17 protein-coding genes and 1 tRNA gene are annotated in these 17,223 nt (G+C 43.8%); 11 read left to right on the forward strand and 7 right to left on the reverse strand.

Annotated elements, in window-relative coordinates; translation table 11 throughout:
• Window positions 1-99 precede the first annotated feature (99 nt).
• Window positions 100-1,398, reverse strand: coding sequence for an O-acetylhomoserine aminocarboxypropyltransferase/cysteine synthase family protein (locus AB5627_RS12645; protein WP_022287991.1), 1,299 nt, complete (start codon window positions 1,396-1,398; stop codon window positions 100-102).
• A 917-nt stretch (window positions 1,399-2,315) separates the two neighbouring features.
• Here AB5627_RS12645 and AB5627_RS12650 point away from each other — a divergent pair.
• Window positions 2,316-2,891 (forward strand): biotin transporter BioY, encoded by a 576-nt coding sequence (locus AB5627_RS12650; RefSeq protein ID WP_022288072.1) that lies wholly within the window; start codon window positions 2,316-2,318, stop codon window positions 2,889-2,891.
• Window positions 2,872-3,303: a DUF1284 domain-containing protein gene (locus AB5627_RS12655; protein WP_022288073.1), complete on the forward strand. Its 432-nt coding sequence runs from the start codon at window positions 2,872-2,874 to the stop codon at window positions 3,301-3,303. Before AB5627_RS12650 ends, AB5627_RS12655 begins: the two co-directional genes overlap by 20 nt.
• A 74-nt stretch (window positions 3,304-3,377) precedes the next feature.
• On the opposite strand, the gene AB5627_RS12660 is transcribed toward AB5627_RS12655, so the two are convergent.
• The 6 genes from AB5627_RS12660 to AB5627_RS12685 form a co-directional block, all read right to left on the reverse strand.
• On the reverse strand, window positions 3,378-3,806 hold the full coding sequence (locus AB5627_RS12660; protein WP_022288074.1) for a thioesterase family protein: 429 nt from the start codon (window positions 3,804-3,806) through the stop codon (window positions 3,378-3,380).
• Window positions 3,807-3,886: 80 nt separating this feature from the next.
• A complete protein-coding gene (locus AB5627_RS12665; protein ID WP_022288075.1) occupies window positions 3,887-5,020 on the reverse strand; it encodes a DHHW family protein in 1,134 nt (377 codons plus the stop codon).
• Between the two features lie 15 nt (window positions 5,021-5,035).
• On the reverse strand, window positions 5,036-6,451 hold the full coding sequence (locus tag AB5627_RS12670) for an MBOAT family protein (protein ID WP_022288076.1): 1,416 nt from the start codon (window positions 6,449-6,451) through the stop codon (window positions 5,036-5,038).
• A gap of 13 nt (window positions 6,452-6,464) precedes the next feature.
• Window positions 6,465-6,980: a DUF4358 domain-containing protein gene (locus AB5627_RS12675; RefSeq protein ID WP_022288077.1), complete on the reverse strand. Its 516-nt coding sequence runs from the start codon at window positions 6,978-6,980 to the stop codon at window positions 6,465-6,467.
• 17 nt (window positions 6,981-6,997) lie between these two features.
• Window positions 6,998-7,861, reverse strand: coding sequence for a GDSL-type esterase/lipase family protein (locus AB5627_RS12680; RefSeq protein WP_022288078.1), 864 nt, complete (start codon window positions 7,859-7,861; stop codon window positions 6,998-7,000).
• 213 nt (window positions 7,862-8,074) lie between these two features.
• Window positions 8,075-8,983: a hypothetical protein gene (locus AB5627_RS12685; protein WP_022288079.1), complete on the reverse strand. Its 909-nt coding sequence runs from the start codon at window positions 8,981-8,983 to the stop codon at window positions 8,075-8,077.
• Window positions 8,984-9,233: 250 nt separating this feature from the next.
• Here AB5627_RS12685 and AB5627_RS12690 point away from each other — a divergent pair, with 250 nt between their 5' ends.
• The 9 genes from AB5627_RS12690 to AB5627_RS12730 all read left to right on the forward strand — a co-directional run bounded on the left by AB5627_RS12690 (window position 9,234) and on the right by AB5627_RS12730 (window position 17,222).
• Window positions 9,234-9,998 carry an SDR family oxidoreductase gene (locus AB5627_RS12690; RefSeq protein ID WP_022288080.1) on the forward strand — a complete coding sequence of 255 codons (765 nt, stop codon included), beginning with the start codon at window positions 9,234-9,236 and terminating at the stop codon, window positions 9,996-9,998.
• 195 nt (window positions 9,999-10,193) lie between these two features.
• Window positions 10,194-11,129, forward strand: a complete 936-nt coding sequence (locus AB5627_RS12695) for an NPXTG-anchored protein (RefSeq protein WP_022288081.1) — start codon at window positions 10,194-10,196, stop codon at window positions 11,127-11,129.
• A gap of 176 nt (window positions 11,130-11,305) precedes the next feature.
• The gene (rsmD, locus tag AB5627_RS12700) at window positions 11,306-11,860 is read left to right on the forward strand and encodes a 16S rRNA (guanine(966)-N(2))-methyltransferase RsmD (protein WP_022288082.1); all 555 of its coding nucleotides are present in this window, start codon (window positions 11,306-11,308) and stop codon (window positions 11,858-11,860) included.
• A complete protein-coding gene (gene coaD, locus AB5627_RS12705; protein WP_022288083.1) occupies window positions 11,860-12,363 on the forward strand; it encodes a pantetheine-phosphate adenylyltransferase in 504 nt (167 codons plus the stop codon). The genes rsmD and coaD overlap by 1 nt, the downstream gene beginning before the upstream one ends.
• A 16-nt stretch (window positions 12,364-12,379) precedes the next feature.
• On the forward strand, window positions 12,380-12,871 hold the full coding sequence (locus tag AB5627_RS12710; RefSeq protein WP_022288084.1) for a hypothetical protein: 492 nt from the start codon (window positions 12,380-12,382) through the stop codon (window positions 12,869-12,871).
• Window positions 12,872-13,068: 197 nt separating this feature from the next.
• The gene (locus tag AB5627_RS12715) at window positions 13,069-14,421 is read left to right on the forward strand and encodes a hemolysin family protein (RefSeq protein ID WP_022288085.1); all 1,353 of its coding nucleotides are present in this window, start codon (window positions 13,069-13,071) and stop codon (window positions 14,419-14,421) included.
• Between the two features lie 48 nt (window positions 14,422-14,469).
• Window positions 14,470-15,723 (forward strand): transglutaminase domain-containing protein, encoded by a 1,254-nt coding sequence (locus AB5627_RS12720; protein WP_022288086.1) that lies wholly within the window; start codon window positions 14,470-14,472, stop codon window positions 15,721-15,723.
• 127 nt (window positions 15,724-15,850) lie between these two features.
• On the forward strand, window positions 15,851-16,873 hold the full coding sequence (locus AB5627_RS12725) for a hypothetical protein (protein WP_117957727.1): 1,023 nt from the start codon (window positions 15,851-15,853) through the stop codon (window positions 16,871-16,873).
• Window positions 16,874-17,146: 273 nt separating this feature from the next.
• A tRNA-Val gene (locus AB5627_RS12730) sits at window positions 17,147-17,222 on the forward strand.
• Window position 17,223 lies beyond the last annotated feature (1 nt).

Consider the following 17,223-nt stretch of genomic DNA (forward strand, 5'->3'; position numbering starts at 1 on the left):
TTTATGGGTACAAAAACGGCTGACAAGCTTTTCGCCTGTCAGCCGTTTCTATATTGAGGTTTGTATTTTTAGGTAAAAACCGTAATGGCAAGGTTTTTATTAGATAGCGTCGAATGCTTCGCTGAGATCGTAGATGATATCGTCGATATGCTCTGTGCCGATAGAAAGTCTGATAGTATTTGGCTTGATACCCTGATCTGCAAGCTCTGCTTCGTTAAGCTCTGCGTGTGTTGTTGATGCTGGGTGGATAACCAGTGACTTAACGTCTGCTACGTTTGCAAGGAGTGAGAAGAGTTTCAGGTGGTCGATGAAGTTCTGAGCTGTCTTTGCGTCGCCCTTTATCTCGAATGTGAAGATAGAACCACCGCCGTTAGGGAAATACTTCTTGTAAAGTGCCTGCTGGCTTGGATCGTCTGATACTGAAGGGTGATTTACCTTTTCTACCTTTGGGTGCTTGTTAAGGAAGTCAACTACCTTAAGTGCGTTCTCAACATGACGTTCAACTCTCAGAGACAGTGTTTCAAGACCCTGCAGGAAGATGAATGCGTGGATAGGTGAAAGTGTTGCACCTGTATCACGAAGAAGGATCGCACGGATACGAGTTACAAATGCTGCGCCAGGGGCTGCGTCTGCAAAGCTTACGCCGTGGTAGCTTGGGTTTGGTTCTGTGAGCTGTGGGAACTTGCCTGATTTCTTCCAGTCAAACTTGCCGCTTTCAACGATAACTCCGCCGATTGTTGTGCCGTGACCGCCGATAAACTTTGTTGCAGAATGGATAACGATATCTGCGCCGTACTCGATAGGTCTTACGAGATATGGAGTAGCGAATGTGCTGTCAACGAGAAGTGGGATATTGTGTGCGTGTGCGATATTTGCGATAGCTTCAATATCAACTACGTCTGAGTTAGGGTTGCCAAGAGTTTCGATATAGAGAGCCTTTGTGTTCTCCTTGATAGCTTTTTCAAAGTTAGCTGGGTCAAGCGGATCGACAAATGTTGTTGTGATGCCGTAATCAACAAGAGTGTGTGCAAGCAGGTTATATGTGCCGCCATAGATGTTCTTTGCAGCTACGATATGGTCGCCTGCAAGGGCTACGTTCTCAATAGCGTATGTTACTGCTGCTGCGCCTGATGCAACTGCAAGAGCTGCTGTGCCGCCCTCAAGAGCTGCGATACGTCTTTCAAAAACGTCCTCAGTTGGGTTTGTAAGTCTGCCGTAGATGTTGCCTGCGTCCTTAAGAGCAAATCTGTCAGCGGCATGCTGTGAGTTATGGAAAACGTATGATGATGTCTGATAAATAGGAACGGCTCTTGCGTCTGTTACAGAGTCTGCTGTTTCCTGACCAACGTGGAGCTGGAGTGTTTCAAATTTAAGATTTCTTTCGTTTATTGCGCTCATTTTAAATTACCTCTTTCATTAAATTAATGTTTTTTTAAATCCGATAAAAATTTTTTGTTACTGAACTTTATGCTGATTTTAACAGCAACACATACAGCATATACACATTCGTGAATCGTACGCTGTTTTCAGTTTCAGTATTTTTACACTCATTTTCAACGCCTCATTTCAAATTCATATTAATCCTAGTCGTTTAGTATGTTTTAGCGTATCTATACTATACCACACCCATAGAGGAATGTCAATAGGTTTAAGATGATTTTTCGCATTTTTGTGAAAACTGATATTAATTCTATCAATTTAGTAGGATTTAAGGGCAAAATGCACAAGGGGAAGTGAGGAATGAGGAGTGAGGAATGAGGAGTGAGGAATGAGGAATTGGCAAAGCTGAACAGAGTAGTGCTCAAGTACGAAGTAAAAGACAGCACCGAGCGTAGCGAGAGATAAAACGCAGGCTCAAGCCCGGCGCTAGAGGGCTTGCAGGGTCAAGGGACAGAGTCCCTTGTGAAGTTTGAGGCAAAGCCTCAATCGGCGACAGCCGACTAGGTGCAGATTTAATGAGAAAAAGCACGCAGAAGTTGTGCTTTATATAGATGTAGTATCGGAGTACAAAATCTGCACCGTTTTCCCTATCCCTTAGCAAAATGTAAATCCGCAAAGAGCGTAGCGATTTTGCGGTGGTATGAAGTTGCCCGAATAAACTGTAGGGGCTTGGCTCAATTTCTGTTTCACCGAAATGCGACAGCCCATTCGGAAGGGCAATGCCGTGTTTTCGCTGTTTGTTATTAAATTTGTATAAAACTATCGTTTACCGATGCCTTATAATTGTATACCGAAATAAATATTTTTGGTTGACAATGGACTTGGTATGTGATACAATATTAATTGTCAAATAAAAAGTAAAGGATAGGTTTACAATGAATAACAATGCTAAAAACAAAACAAAACAAATAGTCGGTATCGGAGTTATGACGGCTATAATCGCTGTGCTTTCGCAGATAACTATTCCGCTTCCTACTCACGTTCCTGTTACGCTCCAGACTTTTGCTGTGGCTCTCGCAGGATATTTCCTTGGCTGGAAGGGCGGTGCGGTCTCTGCACTGGTATACGGTCTGCTGGGCGCTATCGGTGTGCCAGTGTTTGCAGGCTGGTCAGGCGGTTTCTCCGTTATCGTAGGGTATACAGGTGGATTCATTTACGGATTTATCGTTATGGCTCTTCTTTGCGGTCTTGGCGCAAAGTTCTGCTCTGACAAGATAAGCGGTAAGGTCATCGCTATCGTGCTTGGTATCGCAGGTCTTGCTTGCGACCACCTGCTCGGTGCTATCCAGTACGCTATCGTTGCTAATATCTCTATTGGCAAGTCTATCCTTCTTGTTTCTGTTCCTTATCTTGTAAAGGACGTTATCTCTGTTGTTGCTGCTTACCTTATCAGCATCGAGCTTGTAAGCAGACTTGCAAAGACAGGTTGCTATGCTTACAAGAGAGCCTGAGCTTAGATTTCATCATCTGCTGTGCCTGCCGCTTTTTCAGGGGAAAGGCTACAGTGACGGTTTTTCGGTGAATATGCAGTCTGTGAAAGACAGATTGGAGAGCGAGGACACTGCGGTGCGGTTTGTGTGCAGCGGAGATATGATATGTCAGCACTGCCCAAACAGGACGGAGGACGGTTGTTTGCTTGACGGCTGTGGTGGAACGGTGGCACAGAAAGACAGTGAGGTTTGCAGACTTTCTGAGATAGAATGTCACTCAGTAGAGAATTATCGCAGTGCGCTGACAAGGCTGAGAAGCAAAATGGATAAAAAGGTATTTGATATACTATGCTCGGAATGTCGCTGGGCAAAGCTTGGTTTGTGCAGCTTTGAAAAGTGGCGTGAGGGCGTTGACGGATTGCTTTCTTCGTGACAGGTCACGTCTGTCATTTTTTACACAAAAGTACAGCTCCTGAGAAGAAACTCGGGAGCTGTACATTTTTTTGCTTATTCTTCACTTGCCTGATATGCGGATAGGAATTTCTCGTAGATATCGGGATAATGTTTTTTTAGTCTTACAGGCTTAAGGTCGGGGTTGGTGAAGCAGTGGGAGGTGTGGGCAAGGCAGGCTGTTTTCTGAGTGGTAAGGTCAAAGATCTCGTAGTCAAGCTCGTAGGCACAGCCGTTGAACTTTGACAGCTTACAGCGCACTTCAAACTCGTCTCCGAAACGGACGGGATATTTATAGTGTGTTTCCACGGAGAGCACTGGGGAAACTATCCCTCTTGCCTCTATTTCGTGGAAAGGGCAGCCAAGCTGTTCCATAAGGTCAACACGGGCTTCCTCAAGCCAGCGGACGTAATTTGAATGGTGGATTATATCCATGCGGTCTGTTTCATAATAAAAGGCTTTTCTTTTGTAGGGGGTAAGTGTCATTGTAAGTCCTTCTTTCTGTGTGTTGTATGGGTGTGATAAAAATAGCGGGCGACCAATGGCCGCCCCTAATTGTTGCTGAATTATTCAAGCCATATGAAGTTGTTATCGGTGTTCACAAAGTCCATATTATAAAGGAAAATGACCTTTGTTATGCCGTTATCTTTTACATACTCACTGACGGTCTTATCCATGATGTGGTAATAACGCATATCTATCATTGTGATGTGCTTATACTTGTCGGCAAAGAACGGCATGACGGTGTTTGCATAGCTGTCTTTTATAATAAGGACGTGTTCGTCGTTTTCACCGTTTGTCTCTATTTCCGTGAGGGCAAAGTTTCCGCCCATGAATGTGGAGTATTTATCCTTTTTGGTCTTGAATGAATCGTCAAAAAGGGTGTCTGTTTGTTTGTTTTCTTGAACATAATTTACCTTTACGCTGTTGTCAGGGTTTGAGTAGAAGTGCATTTCGTCAGCAGCGGAGAAGTCTGTTGGGGCTTTTGAATAAAGTGTGCCATGAAAGTCCTTTACAGTTTCTATATTGTAGGATGCCTGTGGGATATCTTCATTCATGGCTGTCATAAGTGCGTCAAATCCCACTTTTGCGCCCTCGGCGGTCCAATGGTGGTCGGTCTTATAGAAAACCTGCGTGGACTTTGCGGCGTCTTTGAGCTGGTCATATGGGAAGCAGAGGTTTATCCTGTCGCTGAGGATAGAGCTTATATACTTTTTGCTTTCAAGCTGATCGTCGGTCTGTGTGACCGCAGGGAGCTTGTCTGACATAACGGAAACTGCATTCGGCACAAGAAGAAAGCTTACGTCGACGGATTTATCAAGGTTGTCAGCAAAATCGTTAAGACAGCTTATATTTTTCTCGATAAGAGGTCTGTTTTCCTGATAGTCTTGGAGATAATAGCCATCCTTGCCGAAATATACACCGTTCTGATAGTTTTTCAGAAGCGTGCGGTCGGTGACTGTTTTAAGACTCACAAGCTGGTCTTTCATAAATATCTGATCGGACATATAGCTTTCGATATCGGAAGTGAACTCGCCTTTTTCAAGTCTTTTCCATGAAAATTCAGGGGCTTGCTGGAGATAGCGGTTCTCATTTTCTGAGAATTCACGGTCCTCGGAAATAAAGCTTGCCACTGAAAAGCCAAATATGAACAGCAGAAAGCACACTATCATAATATAGTTTTTAAGTTGTTTTTTCATATCTGCCGTCCTCCTTTAAAATCTGAAATACAGGAACGGATTGAATGAATTACCTGCAAGGTAGGCGGTGGAAACTGCCAAAAGTGTTAATGCGCACAGCGGCTGGAGTATACAGCCGCATATCTCAGGACACTTGATCTGAAGCTTAAGGCAAAGCTTTTTTGGAAGCTGTGTTGAAGCTATCACAAGTATCACTATTGTTACTGCATACTGTGTGAGCCAGAACACTGTTTGGTGATTTATGAGAGGAAGTCCCCCAGCACCGAACATATTTTTGAAGTTCTGTGTGAGCTTGCCGAAATCTTCATAGGAGAATATTCCCCAGCCTATGACTATAAAAAGAAGTGCATAGAGGTGCTGGAAAAATGCAGGTATCTTTTTCAGGGCTTTGCCCAAGAAAAGCTTTTCACATAGGAGTATCACACCGAAGTACACACCCCATAGCATAAAGTTCCAGTTTGCACCGTGCCAGAAGCCTGTGAGAAACCATACTATCATGATGTTAAGGCACTGTCTTGCTTTGCCCTTGCGGTTACCGCCAAGTGGGATATAGACATAATCTCTGAACCAGCTTGAAAGTGACATATGCCAGCGTCTCCAGAAGTCTGTGATAGAGGTGGAGATGTAAGGGTAGTTGAAGTTCTCGAGAAAGTCGAAGCCGAACATTTTGCCAAGACCTATTGCCATATCGGAATAGCCTGAGAAGTCAAAGTATATTTGGAAGGTATAGGCTATTATGCCAAGCCAGCTTGCGGCAACGCTCAGTTCGGATTGCGCTGAGTTTGAGATAGTGTCGAAAAGCTCGCCGATAGTATTTGCGAGAATGACTTTTTTGCCAAGACCTATGGAAAATCTCCACACGCCCTGTGCAAAATGCTCTATGCTCTCGTTACGCTTTTTGAGCTGTTCCGCAACGTCGATGTATCTTACGATAGGACCTGCGATAAGCTGTGGAAAAAGGGCAACATAGGTGGCAAGGTCAAGGAAGTTCTTCTGACTTCTTACTTCGCCCTTATAAACGTCGATAACGTAGGAAAGGGTCTGGAAGCTGTAGAATGAGATACCGATAGGGAGGGCAAGACCCAAGGCCTTTATCTGCGTGCCGAAAATGCTGTTTGCCGCACCGATGAAAAAGTCGGTATATTTAAAAAACAGAAGAAGCCCGATGTTCCACACCACCGCTCCTATCATTGCGATGAGCGGAGTGTATTTTTTTGCGTTTTTACGCTGTTTGTCTGCCAATAGTCCTGTTATATACGCAACGATAGTGGAAGCTATCATGAGGACGATATAAACAGGTTCGCCCCATGCGTAAAACACAAGGCTGAAGATAAACAGCACCAGATTGCGTGTTATGCGTGGGACGATATAATACGTTATCAGTACAATAGGCAGGAAAGCGAACAGAAATGTTGTACTTGAAAAAAGCATATATTTATTACTCCTAGCCTATTATCTCTTTTGCTTTATCGTTATCGTTTGAAAGACAGAGGTAAACATAATTGCCGTTGGTTACAAGAACAGGGTCATTAAGCTTTGTCATTTCCTCAGGGACATAGTTTTCAAAAACCTTTTTCTGGCTTTCGACTCTTGCTGTAAGTGTATCTGCGATAGCCTTTGCACTGTCTGCGTCCTTGGCTTCAAAGCAGTCTATCTCCTCGGCTGTTCCTCCTGATGAGCTTACATAGACCTTAGCCTTTGTATAGCTGTCTGCTGATATGCCGATTATCTTTTCTATCTTTGCTTCGTCAAGCTCTGCAAGCTCGTCCTTGAACTCTATGCCGTCCTTGAGCTTGTCCGCAACGGCTGTTACGTCAACGCTTTCGTTTGTCTGAGCGGCTGCCGCTGAATTTGCGGAGTTTGCTGTGCTGCTGTCAGAGTCTGAACCGCAGCCTGTAAGTGCTGCTGTGCTTATGCACATAACTGCCATAAGAGTGCAGAGTATCTTCTTTGTTTTCATAATTTTTCTTTCCTTTCTTATGTGTTGTCGATTATATAGTTGAGCCACTTGTCGCAGTATTCACTCATAAGGTGTATTCCGTCTGAGGAGGCTTCCTCCGGAAGAGTGCCGTCTGCGCCTGCTACAGCGGAGGTACAGTCAAGATAATTTATACCTGTCTGCTGTGCCACCTCTGAGATAGCCTGATTGAATGTGGCTACATTTGTGTTATTTATGGCGTCGCCCTGCAAGCTTCTTGAAGCTGTTACAGGGAGGATAGATTCAGCATAGATAACAGCGTCAGGCTGTATCTCCTGAATTTTTGTGATAAGCTGTGTATAATAATCCTTGAAGGTGTCGATATAAGGCCAGCCAAGCTCGTTAGTGCCGAGGTTTATATACACTCTGCCATATTGTCTTTCTCCAAGAGCGTCGATAACAGTTCCTGCATTGCCGTTTGAAAGGGTGATGTTCTGGTCTGTCATAACGGTGTCGATGTGCATTCCCACAGAGCAAAGGAACGTTGCTTTTGGTTTATCGCAGTTGTTTTGCAGACCAACTGTTCGTGAGTCGCCTATGAAAACTGCGTCGGAAAGGTCGTCGGCGTCATCATGGGTAACTGAGCTGTCAGTAAGGCTTTCATCTATGCTACTCTCATCGACCATGCTTTCTGCCTGAGAAGAGTTGTCTGCATTGCTCTCGGAGCTTTCGTTCTCTGCCACAGAGCTTGAAGCTGACATCTTCTTTGCTTCCACAGCCCTGCTGTTGCCGCTTCCTGCATGGAAGCCCCATATTGCCGCAAATGCTATGCACACAAGACAACTCAATGACACTATGCTTTGCTGTGCTGTGGCTCTTTTTTTTCTTATATTTTTCAAATTGCTACCGTGTTGGCTCTCCATTATACTACCTCTTATATTATCTCTCCTGACCTGCAAAAATGCAGATCCGTTTCAAAGATTATCATAACACATTTTACAGCCTTTTTCAAGTGCTTTTTAGTCGAATTAAGGATTTTCTTCACTTTTTACAAACAGACGCAAAAAAGTCGGGAGAATTTGTTCTGCCCGACTTATTGTTGACAAATTATTCTGTTTTATTTGTTTGAAAAAGTTTTATTTCCAAAGCTTTTCAGGATAAACGCCAGCCTCTATAAGCTTTGCGATATCGGCTTTAACGGTTGGCTTATCCTCTTTATATGTAACGCCGAACCACTTATCGTGAGTTTCCAGAAGCTTGCAGTCTGCAACTCCTGTTTTTATCATTGTGTCTATACCCGCAGGAAGGAGAAACTCCGCTGTCAGGCTGTCTTTATTTTCTTTCATAAAGTCTGTGAACATACCATTGAGCTTATCTATAAAGCCGTCAGGGCAAGCCCACATATTCATTGACACATAGCAGTTCTCGTCAAGCTCGGCTGTTTCTTCCTTGCCTGAATAGACCTTGCCGTCATTCTCACGGCGGATATTGTAGGTTTCAACAACGTCTGTGAGCATAGAGTCTTTCACTTCACAGACGCCTCTGTTCACTGCTCCGAAGTCGCTTAGAGTGTTTTTCAGTATGAAGCCTGCCATGCCGAGATGAAGCTTTTTGCGATCTGAGTTTTCATTGCAGAGAAAATCGTGGAGCTTCACAAAAGCTTCCTTGCCGTAAAAATCATCAGCGTTTATTACTGCGAAAGGCTCATTTATAACGCCCTTGCAACAGCAGACTGCGTGACCGTGACCCCACGGCTTAACACGTCCCTCAGGTACGGAATAGCCCTCCGGAAGACAGTCAAGCTCCTGATAAACGTAATCTATCTTGACGTATTTTGAGATACGGTCGCCTATCATTTTATCAAAGGCATCACGGATATCCTTTCTTATAATGAATACGACCTTGTCAAAGCCTGCCTCAACGGCGTCATAGATAGAATAATCCATTATTATCTCGCCGTTTGGTCCGAAAGGTTCAAGCTGTTTTATGCCGCCTTTGAAGCGACTTCCAAGACCTGCGGCAAGTATGCAAAGGGTACAACTCATAATTTTTTATCTCCTTGTTCTTTGTTCTTTGATTTCTCAGTTTAATTTTATTCTATTTCTTAAAATTATATTAACATTATGCCATACTTTAAAGTAAATGTCAAGAGATTTTGACATTTTTATTCAGTTTTTTGCGATGCTTTTCTGCGTATTTTACATCTTTCTTACACTTGACAGGGTGATACTAATGTGATATACTGATATGACAAAAATCAAATAATATCCCTGAAAAGGGTGGAGGATGATATAAATGGCTAAGACGGCTTTGGTAACAGGCGCAAGCTCGGGAATTGGCAGAGAGATAGCGAGAGATCTATCTGCAAGGGGTTTTCGTGTGATACTCAGCGCAAGACGTGAGGAAAGGCTCAGAGAGCTTGCGGAGGAGCTTGGTGACAATACAAGGGTGATAGTTTGCGACGTTTCCGACAGGGAAGAATGTCTGCGGCTTTATGAGGAAACAAAGAACGAGAAGATATCAGTGCTTGTGAACTGCGCAGGCTTTGGTGCAGTGGGCAGCTTTGACAAGCTTCCTCTGGACACTGAGCTTAAAATGATAGACACCAACGTTACAGCGGTGCATATGCTCACAAAGCTGTTTTTGAAAGACTTTGTTGCCGCTGACAGGGGTTATATAATGAATATAGCTTCCTCGGCAGGGCTTATGTACGGCGGCCCGATGATGGCAACATACTATGCTTCAAAGGCTTATGTTGTGAGCCTTACCAGCGCAATATATGAGGAGTTGAGGGCGAGAAACAGCAGGGTACACGTTTGTGCGGTATGCCCGGGTCCTGTGGATACGGAGTTCAATGACGTTGCAAACTGCAAGTTCGGCGTAAGCTCCATAACACCACAGTTTTGTGCAAAAAAGGCTCTTGAGGGAATGTTCGGCAGAAAGCTCATCATTATCCCTGAGAAGTCTATAAAGGCACTTTATGCAGGGGCTAAATTTGCTCCTAGAGGTATCGTGCTGAAAATGACTGGAAAGGTGCAGAAGAAAAAGCTTGATAAATGACGGTTTAGTATTTTTACATAAGATAAAAAAGTTTTGTAAAGTGCGAAAATTGGGCTATACTTCTAAAAATCAATAGTACAAATTGTTGTGATTGCATAAGAAAACGTTATCATATTTGGTAAATCGGCCGATTGAATTTTTTCGGAAAATAAAGTACAATGTAAGTAAAGTTATTTAAGAAAGGAAGTTTTAGAAATGAAACTTACAAAGATTTTCGCAGGCATGGCTGCAGCAGCTATAGCTACAACAGCTATGGCAGTAACAGCTTTCGCAGCTGATTCAACAGCTTACAACTATCTGTTCATCGCTACAGATATCCCATGTGAGTACAACGATAACGATGAGGCTCTTGTAAATGGTCAGGTCGTTACTTGTAAGGATCTTAAGGTAAAGATCGGTTCACAGGAGTTTAACGTAAGTGCTGCTCCTGGCAAGTCTGATTCAGACAAGCTCTGCTTCCAGATCATCAACAAGTGGAACAGCAAGTTCACATCAGAGATCACTGACTACACTGTAGCAGGCGCTGGTGAGTACATCACTATTGACTTCACAATTGAAGGTCTTGGTGACACAACAGGTAATGCTGGTGTATCTTTCCAAGCTGACGGCACTTGGGATTTCAGAAATCCAGATGACAAAGAAAAGGATAAGGTTGCACAGCCAGCTTACTTCCCTAACAAGTGCGTAGGTATCGCAGGTGGCGCAGGTGGATTCGACACAAACGTTGACTGCCAGGATACTGCTATCAACGGCGACGGCTCTTACACAATTTCTATCGCTCAGTCAGGTACTGTAAACGCTGAGGCTCAGAAGTTCGATGACGGCTCAACAAACGAGGGCTGGATATGGGCTGCTAACGCTGTTCCTGTTGCTCCTGCTACTTCTGGCACAGATTCAAACAGCAAAAAGGATGATTCCAAGACAGATTCTAAGTCTGACAGCAAGACTGATTCAAAGGCTAACAGCACAGCCGCAACAACTTCTTCAAAGACTGGTACAACAGGCACAACAAATGCTACATCTTCAAGCGCAGCTTCTGACAAAACAGCAGCTACAGGCGCAACAGCAGGTATCGCTCTTGCAGGTATCGCTCTCGCAGGTGCAGCTATCGTAGTTTCTAAGAGAAAGTAATCTTAACTGAGGACTTGTTTCTTAGAGTACGTAATTAAAATAACTAAAGGGACTTCCACTGTGAAGTCCCTTTTTGTGTGTGGTATAAAAAATAAAAAAATATCGGCGAATAGTCTAGACAAATGGTAATTAATATAGTATAATGATTGTATACTTTTATTTTGGAGTTATTTTTTATGAGAGTTATTACAGGTTCATGCAGAGGAAAAAAGCTTAAAACTTTGGAGTCGTTGGATACAAGACCAACCACAGATATGGTAAAAGAGGCTGTTTTTTCCATTATTCAGTTTGATGTACCAGCAAGTTCGGTGCTTGACCTTTTTGCAGGCAGCGGTCAAATGGGTATAGACGCTCTCAGCCGTGGGGCTAGTCACTGCGTTTTCGTGGACAGCAATCCTGAGGCTGTGGCTATCGTCAAGGATAATGTGGATTCATGCGGTTTCAATAAGGAATCCCGTGTGCTTTGCATGGATAGTCTGGAATATCTTAAAGTTGCCAAAGCCGGGCTTGATATAGTTTTTATCGACCCGCCTTACAGAAAGGGTATAGTTGAAAAGGCTTTGGAGCTTGTGGAGAACAAGCTCAATGATGGTGCTATCATTGTGTGCGAGCATGAAAAGGAGCTTGAGCTTGGAGAAAGCTACGGCAGACTTAAGCTTCATAAGAGATATAAATACGGTAAGACCGCTTTGACGGTCTATAAGATACCAATGAAAGAAGTGGACTATTGATGCGTATCGCTGTTTGCCCGGGAAGCTTTGACCCTGTTACGCTGGGTCATCTGGATATAATCGACAGAGCTTCAAAGCTTTTTGATAAGGTGATAGTGCTGGTGTCCTTTAATGCTAATAAATCAAGGGCTGCTTTCACACCTACAGAAAGAATGGAAATGATAATCGAGGTCACAAAGCACCTTGATAATGTGGTGGTGGATTGTTATAACGGTCTGCTGGCGGATTATCTGCAAAAAACAGGAGCTAATGCTATCGTAAAGGGACTTAGGGCTGTGTCTGACTTTGAGTATGAGTTCCAGATGGCTCTTGCAAATAAAAAGCTTTACAATGACGCTGAAACGGTGTTTCTCACCACTACGGGAGAGAATATGTTCCTTTCGTCAAGCGTTGTAAAGGAGATCGCAAGCTTCGGCGGAGATATCACAGGCTTTGTGCCGAAACAGATACAGAGCAAGATCACTGACAGGCTCTATAAGCCTGCCAATAATATAGATCAGTAATGAAAGGGTGTTTAAAATGACGGTAGAGGAAATACTTGAACTTATGGACGAACTGCTTGACAAGTCTTCAAGCGTACCGTTTTCACAGAAAAAAATGATCGATGTTGAGCAGATGCGTGAATACATCGACAGCATAAGACTTAACCTTCCGGGTGAGATAAAGCGTGCAAAGGATATGACAAGAGATAAGAAAAATATCCTTACTGAGGCCAACAAGGAAGCCGAGGAGATCGTAAAGAAGGCTAAGGACGAGGCTAAGAAGCTTGTGGCTCAGGAGGAGATCATCAAGCAGGCGGCTGACTATGCAAAGCAGATAGCTGCAGAGGCTAACAAGCAGGCGGCTGATATCGTTGAGCAGGCTAAGGCTAAGGACAAGGCTATCCGTGAGGCACTTTCTGAAAATCTTAACAAGTCGCTTTCTGAGGCGGCTGAGGTGCTTACAAAGAGCCTTAAGGACGTAAACACTACTAGGGACGCAGTTTCCAAGATAGGTGCGGCAGAGAAATAATATTGTTTGATGTAAGCAGATGGGCTTTGCGGCTCGTCTGCTTTTTTCATAACTAAAATTGTCCATATGAAATTCAGGCAGAATGTGAAAAATTGTGACAATATCTATTGACAAAGGAGCATATGTTGCCTATAATAAATAGTATATGATAAAAAGGCGAGCTTTTTCGCCTATGTGAAAGGGACGGTATTTTTTTTATGGACGATGTCGGGCGACTGTGGACGGGAATAGGTGTTTGTGCGGCGGTAATATTGCTTATGGCTTTTCTTACCTTGTGCGAAAATGCGGCTGTGGAGTTCAATGACGCAAAGCTAAAGAAAATGGCTGAGGAGGACAAAGACCCGAAGGCAATAAGGCTTGTGGCTTTGCTGAAAAGAACGGGCAGGGTAGTTGCAACAAACCTCATTGCACGTTCTATTATGATAATCGTAGTTTCGGTGGTGGGAGTCATATTCTTCTACGAGCCGATTTCTGACGGGCTTTATACGCTTTTTAACTATCAGGCACCGTATTATGTTAGCGGCATATGTTCATTTGTTATAATAAGCTGTCTGCTTGCCCTTGTTATATGCACTTTTGGCATAGGCATACCGAAAAAGCTTTGCATTTCAGGCAAGGTGGGCGAGAAGTTCATTTTAAACAACTGCGGCGTATACAAAGTGTTTCTTGCGGTATTCAGCCCATTGGCTGCTGTGAGCGGAGCGGTTTCGGCAGGAATTTTAAGGCTGTTCGGCGTTAAGTCCACAAACAAGGCAGACTCTGTCACTGAGCAAGAGATACTCATGATGGTGGACGCTGTAAACGAAACTGGCGGTATCGAAGAAAGTCAGGCGGAAATGATAAGCAACATTTTTGATTTTGACGATATCGAAGTTCGTGAAGTTATGACACACCGCACAGAAATGGTTGCCATAGAAGAAAATTCCACGCTTTCGGAGGCTGTGAAGCTTGTTATAGGCGAGGGCTTTTCGAGAATACCTGTTTACTGCGACAATGCCGACAACATAAGCGGTGTTATATTCGCAAAGGACTTGCTCAGGCTGGTTTTTGAAGAGGATAAGAAAGAACGTCCTGTAAAGGAGTTCATGAGAGATATAACCTTTGTGCCTGAAAGCAACAAGTGTGGTGAGCTTTTCAAAGAGTTCACTGAAGATAAGACACAGATAGCAGTTGTGGTGGATGATTACGGCGGAACAGCCGGTATCATTACTATGGAGGATCTGCTTGAAACTATCGTGGGTAGTATTCAGGACGAATATGATGATGAAACGGAGGAGATACAGAAAGTATCTTCTGATTGCTATGATATGGTAGGCACAGCAGCGTTTGACGACGTTATGGAGGCTCTTGGCAAGGAGTATCACGGCGAGGTGGATTATGACACTATAGGCGGATTCGTTATGGACCTGCTGGGCCATGTGCCTGAGGATAACGAAAAGGTGACAGTGCATTGGGAAAACGTTGAGTTTAAGGTGCTGTCGATACATGAAAAGAAAATAGAACGGCTCAGGGCTGTGATAAAAAGAGATAATGAAGAGATCACGGACTAAGGGCTGAAAGATACAGACAGAATTTTGTGTAAAAATCGAGGACAAAAATTGAAAAAAAAGAAAATGGTCGCCGCACTCACAGCGGCAGTGCTTATCTGCACATCGGGGTGCAGTTTAGGCGGAACGGGAGAGAAAAATAAAAACCGTTCAAAAAATACTTTTGTGAACACTCATGCGTATGTTGAAGCCAGTTCGGAAAGACATACTGAAACAGGGCTTGACAGCAGAAATGAGAGCTTTACGGCACTTGAGATACCTGACACGGCAGAGTATATCGCCGATTTTCTTTGTACTGACGAAAAACGTGTGTTTTCACAGCTTTACAAAGGGCTGAGCGAATTTGAAAGCTCTGTGGAGCTGGCTGAGGGAGTTATAAGCAAGGACGATATCGGTGCGTTTATCTCCATGCTTACTTCGGCGTGTCCTTATATCGACTATATGGGTTCACAGTATACTATCTGCATTGACGGAGATGGATATGTGACATCTGTGGAGGTCACATATGACAAGACCGCTGAGGAAGCGCAGGCAGAGAAAGAAAAGCTGGATAAAAAGGTCGGGGAGATACTTGCAGGCATTGAGCAGGGCTGGTCGGATTATGACAAGGTGCTGTATTTCCATGACAGCATAATTCTTGAGTGCAACTATGACGATACAGCAAAAAATTGCTATTCTGCATATGGCTGTCTTGTAGAGGGTAAGGCTGTGTGCGAGGGGTATGCAAAGGCAATGCAGATACTTTGTACCAAGGCAGGTATAAAGTGCATACCTGTGGCAGGCAAAGCCTATGACGGCGGAGCTGTTCAGCCACATTTGTGGAATAAGGTCATGATAGACGGTGAATGGACGAACGTTGACCTCACTTGGGACGATCCTGTGACAGATGCAGGGGAGGACTATATCCGCTATGACTATTTTGGCATCACTGACGCCGAGTGTGCAAAAGACCATACAGCGGACGATAACAAGTTTTTGAACTATCCTGAGGCATTTTCCTCGGGGGCAAATTATTACAGAAGAAACGGTCTATATGCTCAAAGCGGTGATGATGTCGTTCAGATGATGTGCCGTTCTGTGGCGGAAGCAATGGCTGACAGTGGATATGCAAGGCTAAAATGTGCTGACAGTGAAATGTATGACAAGGCTGTGGATACTCTCTTTGATGAGAATAGCGGTGTTATCTTTGACGTGCTGAGGCGTGCATACAGTCAGGCTGGGGGAGATTGGTCTACCTCGAAATATGCGGTCATAAAAAATGACGAACTGTGTACTGTCACGATAATACTTTACAAAAATGAATAATTTTCTCAAAAGCAAAAAATATGCTCAAATGTGTTGAAATTTGCGGTGCTTTGTGATATAATAAATGTATTAGTGCGATAAAATATGATATTTTGGATATATCTTGGAAAGGAATGTTATTTTTAGTATGAGCAGTGCTACTAAGCAGAAGTCATCAGCAGGCAAGAACGTGCTGATATTCTTTATTGTTTTTATTATTCTGGAAATGCTTATAGTTGTGGGAGTGGGACGTGTTTTCAAAAACAAGAACGTTACACCGAGCATTGCAGGCTACAGCCTGTACATAATGAATGGTGACGGCATGGGTGACAGAGTTCCTGACGGCGCACTTGTTATCACATCGAACATGACCCCTAGCACAGACAAGATAGGCGAGGCAGTTGTGTGCGAGAACGTGCCTGATATTGGAACAAGCGTGTTCTGGCTTTATGACATCACTTCAACTGACGATAACAACGGCGTTGTTTACACTGTTTATCAGGAAAAAGACCCTGCAAAGCTTTATGAGATAAGCTCAAAGAACGTTGTGGGCGTAGCTTCTACATATTACATGACAGCAGGCAAGGTGCTTACGTTTATGTCGTCAACATTCGGCATGATAGTGTGTGCTGTTGTTCCTATATTCCTGCTCGTTGTTATCGAGCTTATAATTGCTATCGCTACTCATTCTTCAGATGATGAGGAAGAGGACGATGACGAGGAAGAACCTGCAGAGAGCGTTACTCTTGACGATTTCCTGTTCGGCGGCGAGAACGAGGGCGAGCAGATCGCAAAACATCGCAAGCACGTTGACGACGAGATAGCTTCTCACCACAAGGCTGAGCCTGAGGGTGAAGAGAAGGCTGAAACGGAGGAAGTTATCGAGGAAGTAGAAGAGGTCGAGGAAACTATATTTGAAAGACCTGCGGAAAAGGAAGAGCGTGCTGAGATAGACCGTTCTTACTACGAGAGAGCTTCACAGCTTCTTGACGAGGCGGCTTCAACTGAGGATACTGTAGCCCCTGAGCCTGAGAAAAAGCCTGTGCCAAAGGCAAAACCTGCGGCAAAGCCTGCACAGCAGACAAAGACAGCGTCAGCTTCCTTGGAGGAACTTATGAAGCTTATGGAGCAGGAGCAGGAAAAGCTCAAAAAACAGCTTGATAAAAAATAATTCTTGAAAAAAATTATCCGTCGGGCGTGTGGCTCGGCGGATTTTTTTTTGAGGGAAGCCTGATGAAAAAAGCCCATTTCAAGGCAAAAAATGCGGCTCTGATGTTGCAAATGCACATAAGTTTTTAAAAATATCGGACTAGCATTGTAAAATGATACAAAACATAAAAAATATCAAAAAAAGTGTTGACAAACAGGGTGGGATAGTGTATAATAGATACTGTTGTGAGGGACACAACAAAACAAAGTCCTGAAAACAACAAACCAGCTAAAAGGGAGCATAGCTCAGCTGGGAGAGCATCTGCCTTACAAGCAGAGGGTCACAGGTTCGAGCCCTGTTGTTCCCACCAA

Source organism: Ruminococcus sp. RTP21198st1_G1_RTP21198_201120 (genome assembly GCF_040924265.1).
GTDB lineage: Bacteria > Bacillota > Clostridia > Oscillospirales > Ruminococcaceae > Hominimerdicola > Hominimerdicola aceti.

Bases quoted from the DNA above. Each gene is read 5' to 3' on its own strand.
- AB5627_RS12655 (WP_022288073.1), top strand. From the start codon at position 2,872: ATGCTTACAAGAGAGCCTGAGCTTAGATTTCATCATCTGCTGTGCCTG.
- AB5627_RS12660 (WP_022288074.1), bottom strand. From the start codon at position 3,806: ATGACACTTACCCCCTACAAAAGAAAAGCCTTTTATTATGAAACAGAC.
- AB5627_RS12665 (WP_022288075.1), bottom strand. From the start codon at position 5,020: ATGAAAAAACAACTTAAAAACTATATTATGATAGTGTGCTTTCTGCTG.
- AB5627_RS12645 (WP_022287991.1), bottom strand. From the start codon at position 1,398: ATGAGCGCAATAAACGAAAGAAATCTTAAATTTGAAACACTCCAGCTC.
- AB5627_RS12725 (WP_117957727.1), top strand. From the start codon at position 15,851: ATGAGCAGTGCTACTAAGCAGAAGTCATCAGCAGGCAAGAACGTGCTG.
- rsmD (WP_022288082.1), top strand. From the start codon at position 11,306: ATGAGAGTTATTACAGGTTCATGCAGAGGAAAAAAGCTTAAAACTTTG.
- AB5627_RS12650 (WP_022288072.1), top strand. From the start codon at position 2,316: ATGAATAACAATGCTAAAAACAAAACAAAACAAATAGTCGGTATCGGA.
- AB5627_RS12685 (WP_022288079.1), bottom strand. From the start codon at position 8,983: ATGAGTTGTACCCTTTGCATACTTGCCGCAGGTCTTGGAAGTCGCTTC.
- AB5627_RS12695 (WP_022288081.1), top strand. From the start codon at position 10,194: ATGAAACTTACAAAGATTTTCGCAGGCATGGCTGCAGCAGCTATAGCT.
- AB5627_RS12710 (WP_022288084.1), top strand. From the start codon at position 12,380: ATGACGGTAGAGGAAATACTTGAACTTATGGACGAACTGCTTGACAAG.
- AB5627_RS12690 (WP_022288080.1), top strand. From the start codon at position 9,234: ATGGCTAAGACGGCTTTGGTAACAGGCGCAAGCTCGGGAATTGGCAGA.
- AB5627_RS12715 (WP_022288085.1), top strand. From the start codon at position 13,069: ATGGACGATGTCGGGCGACTGTGGACGGGAATAGGTGTTTGTGCGGCG.
- AB5627_RS12670 (WP_022288076.1), bottom strand. From the start codon at position 6,451: ATGCTTTTTTCAAGTACAACATTTCTGTTCGCTTTCCTGCCTATTGTA.
- AB5627_RS12675 (WP_022288077.1), bottom strand. From the start codon at position 6,980: ATGAAAACAAAGAAGATACTCTGCACTCTTATGGCAGTTATGTGCATA.
- AB5627_RS12680 (WP_022288078.1), bottom strand. From the start codon at position 7,861: ATGGAGAGCCAACACGGTAGCAATTTGAAAAATATAAGAAAAAAAAGA.
- coaD (WP_022288083.1), top strand. From the start codon at position 11,860: ATGCGTATCGCTGTTTGCCCGGGAAGCTTTGACCCTGTTACGCTGGGT.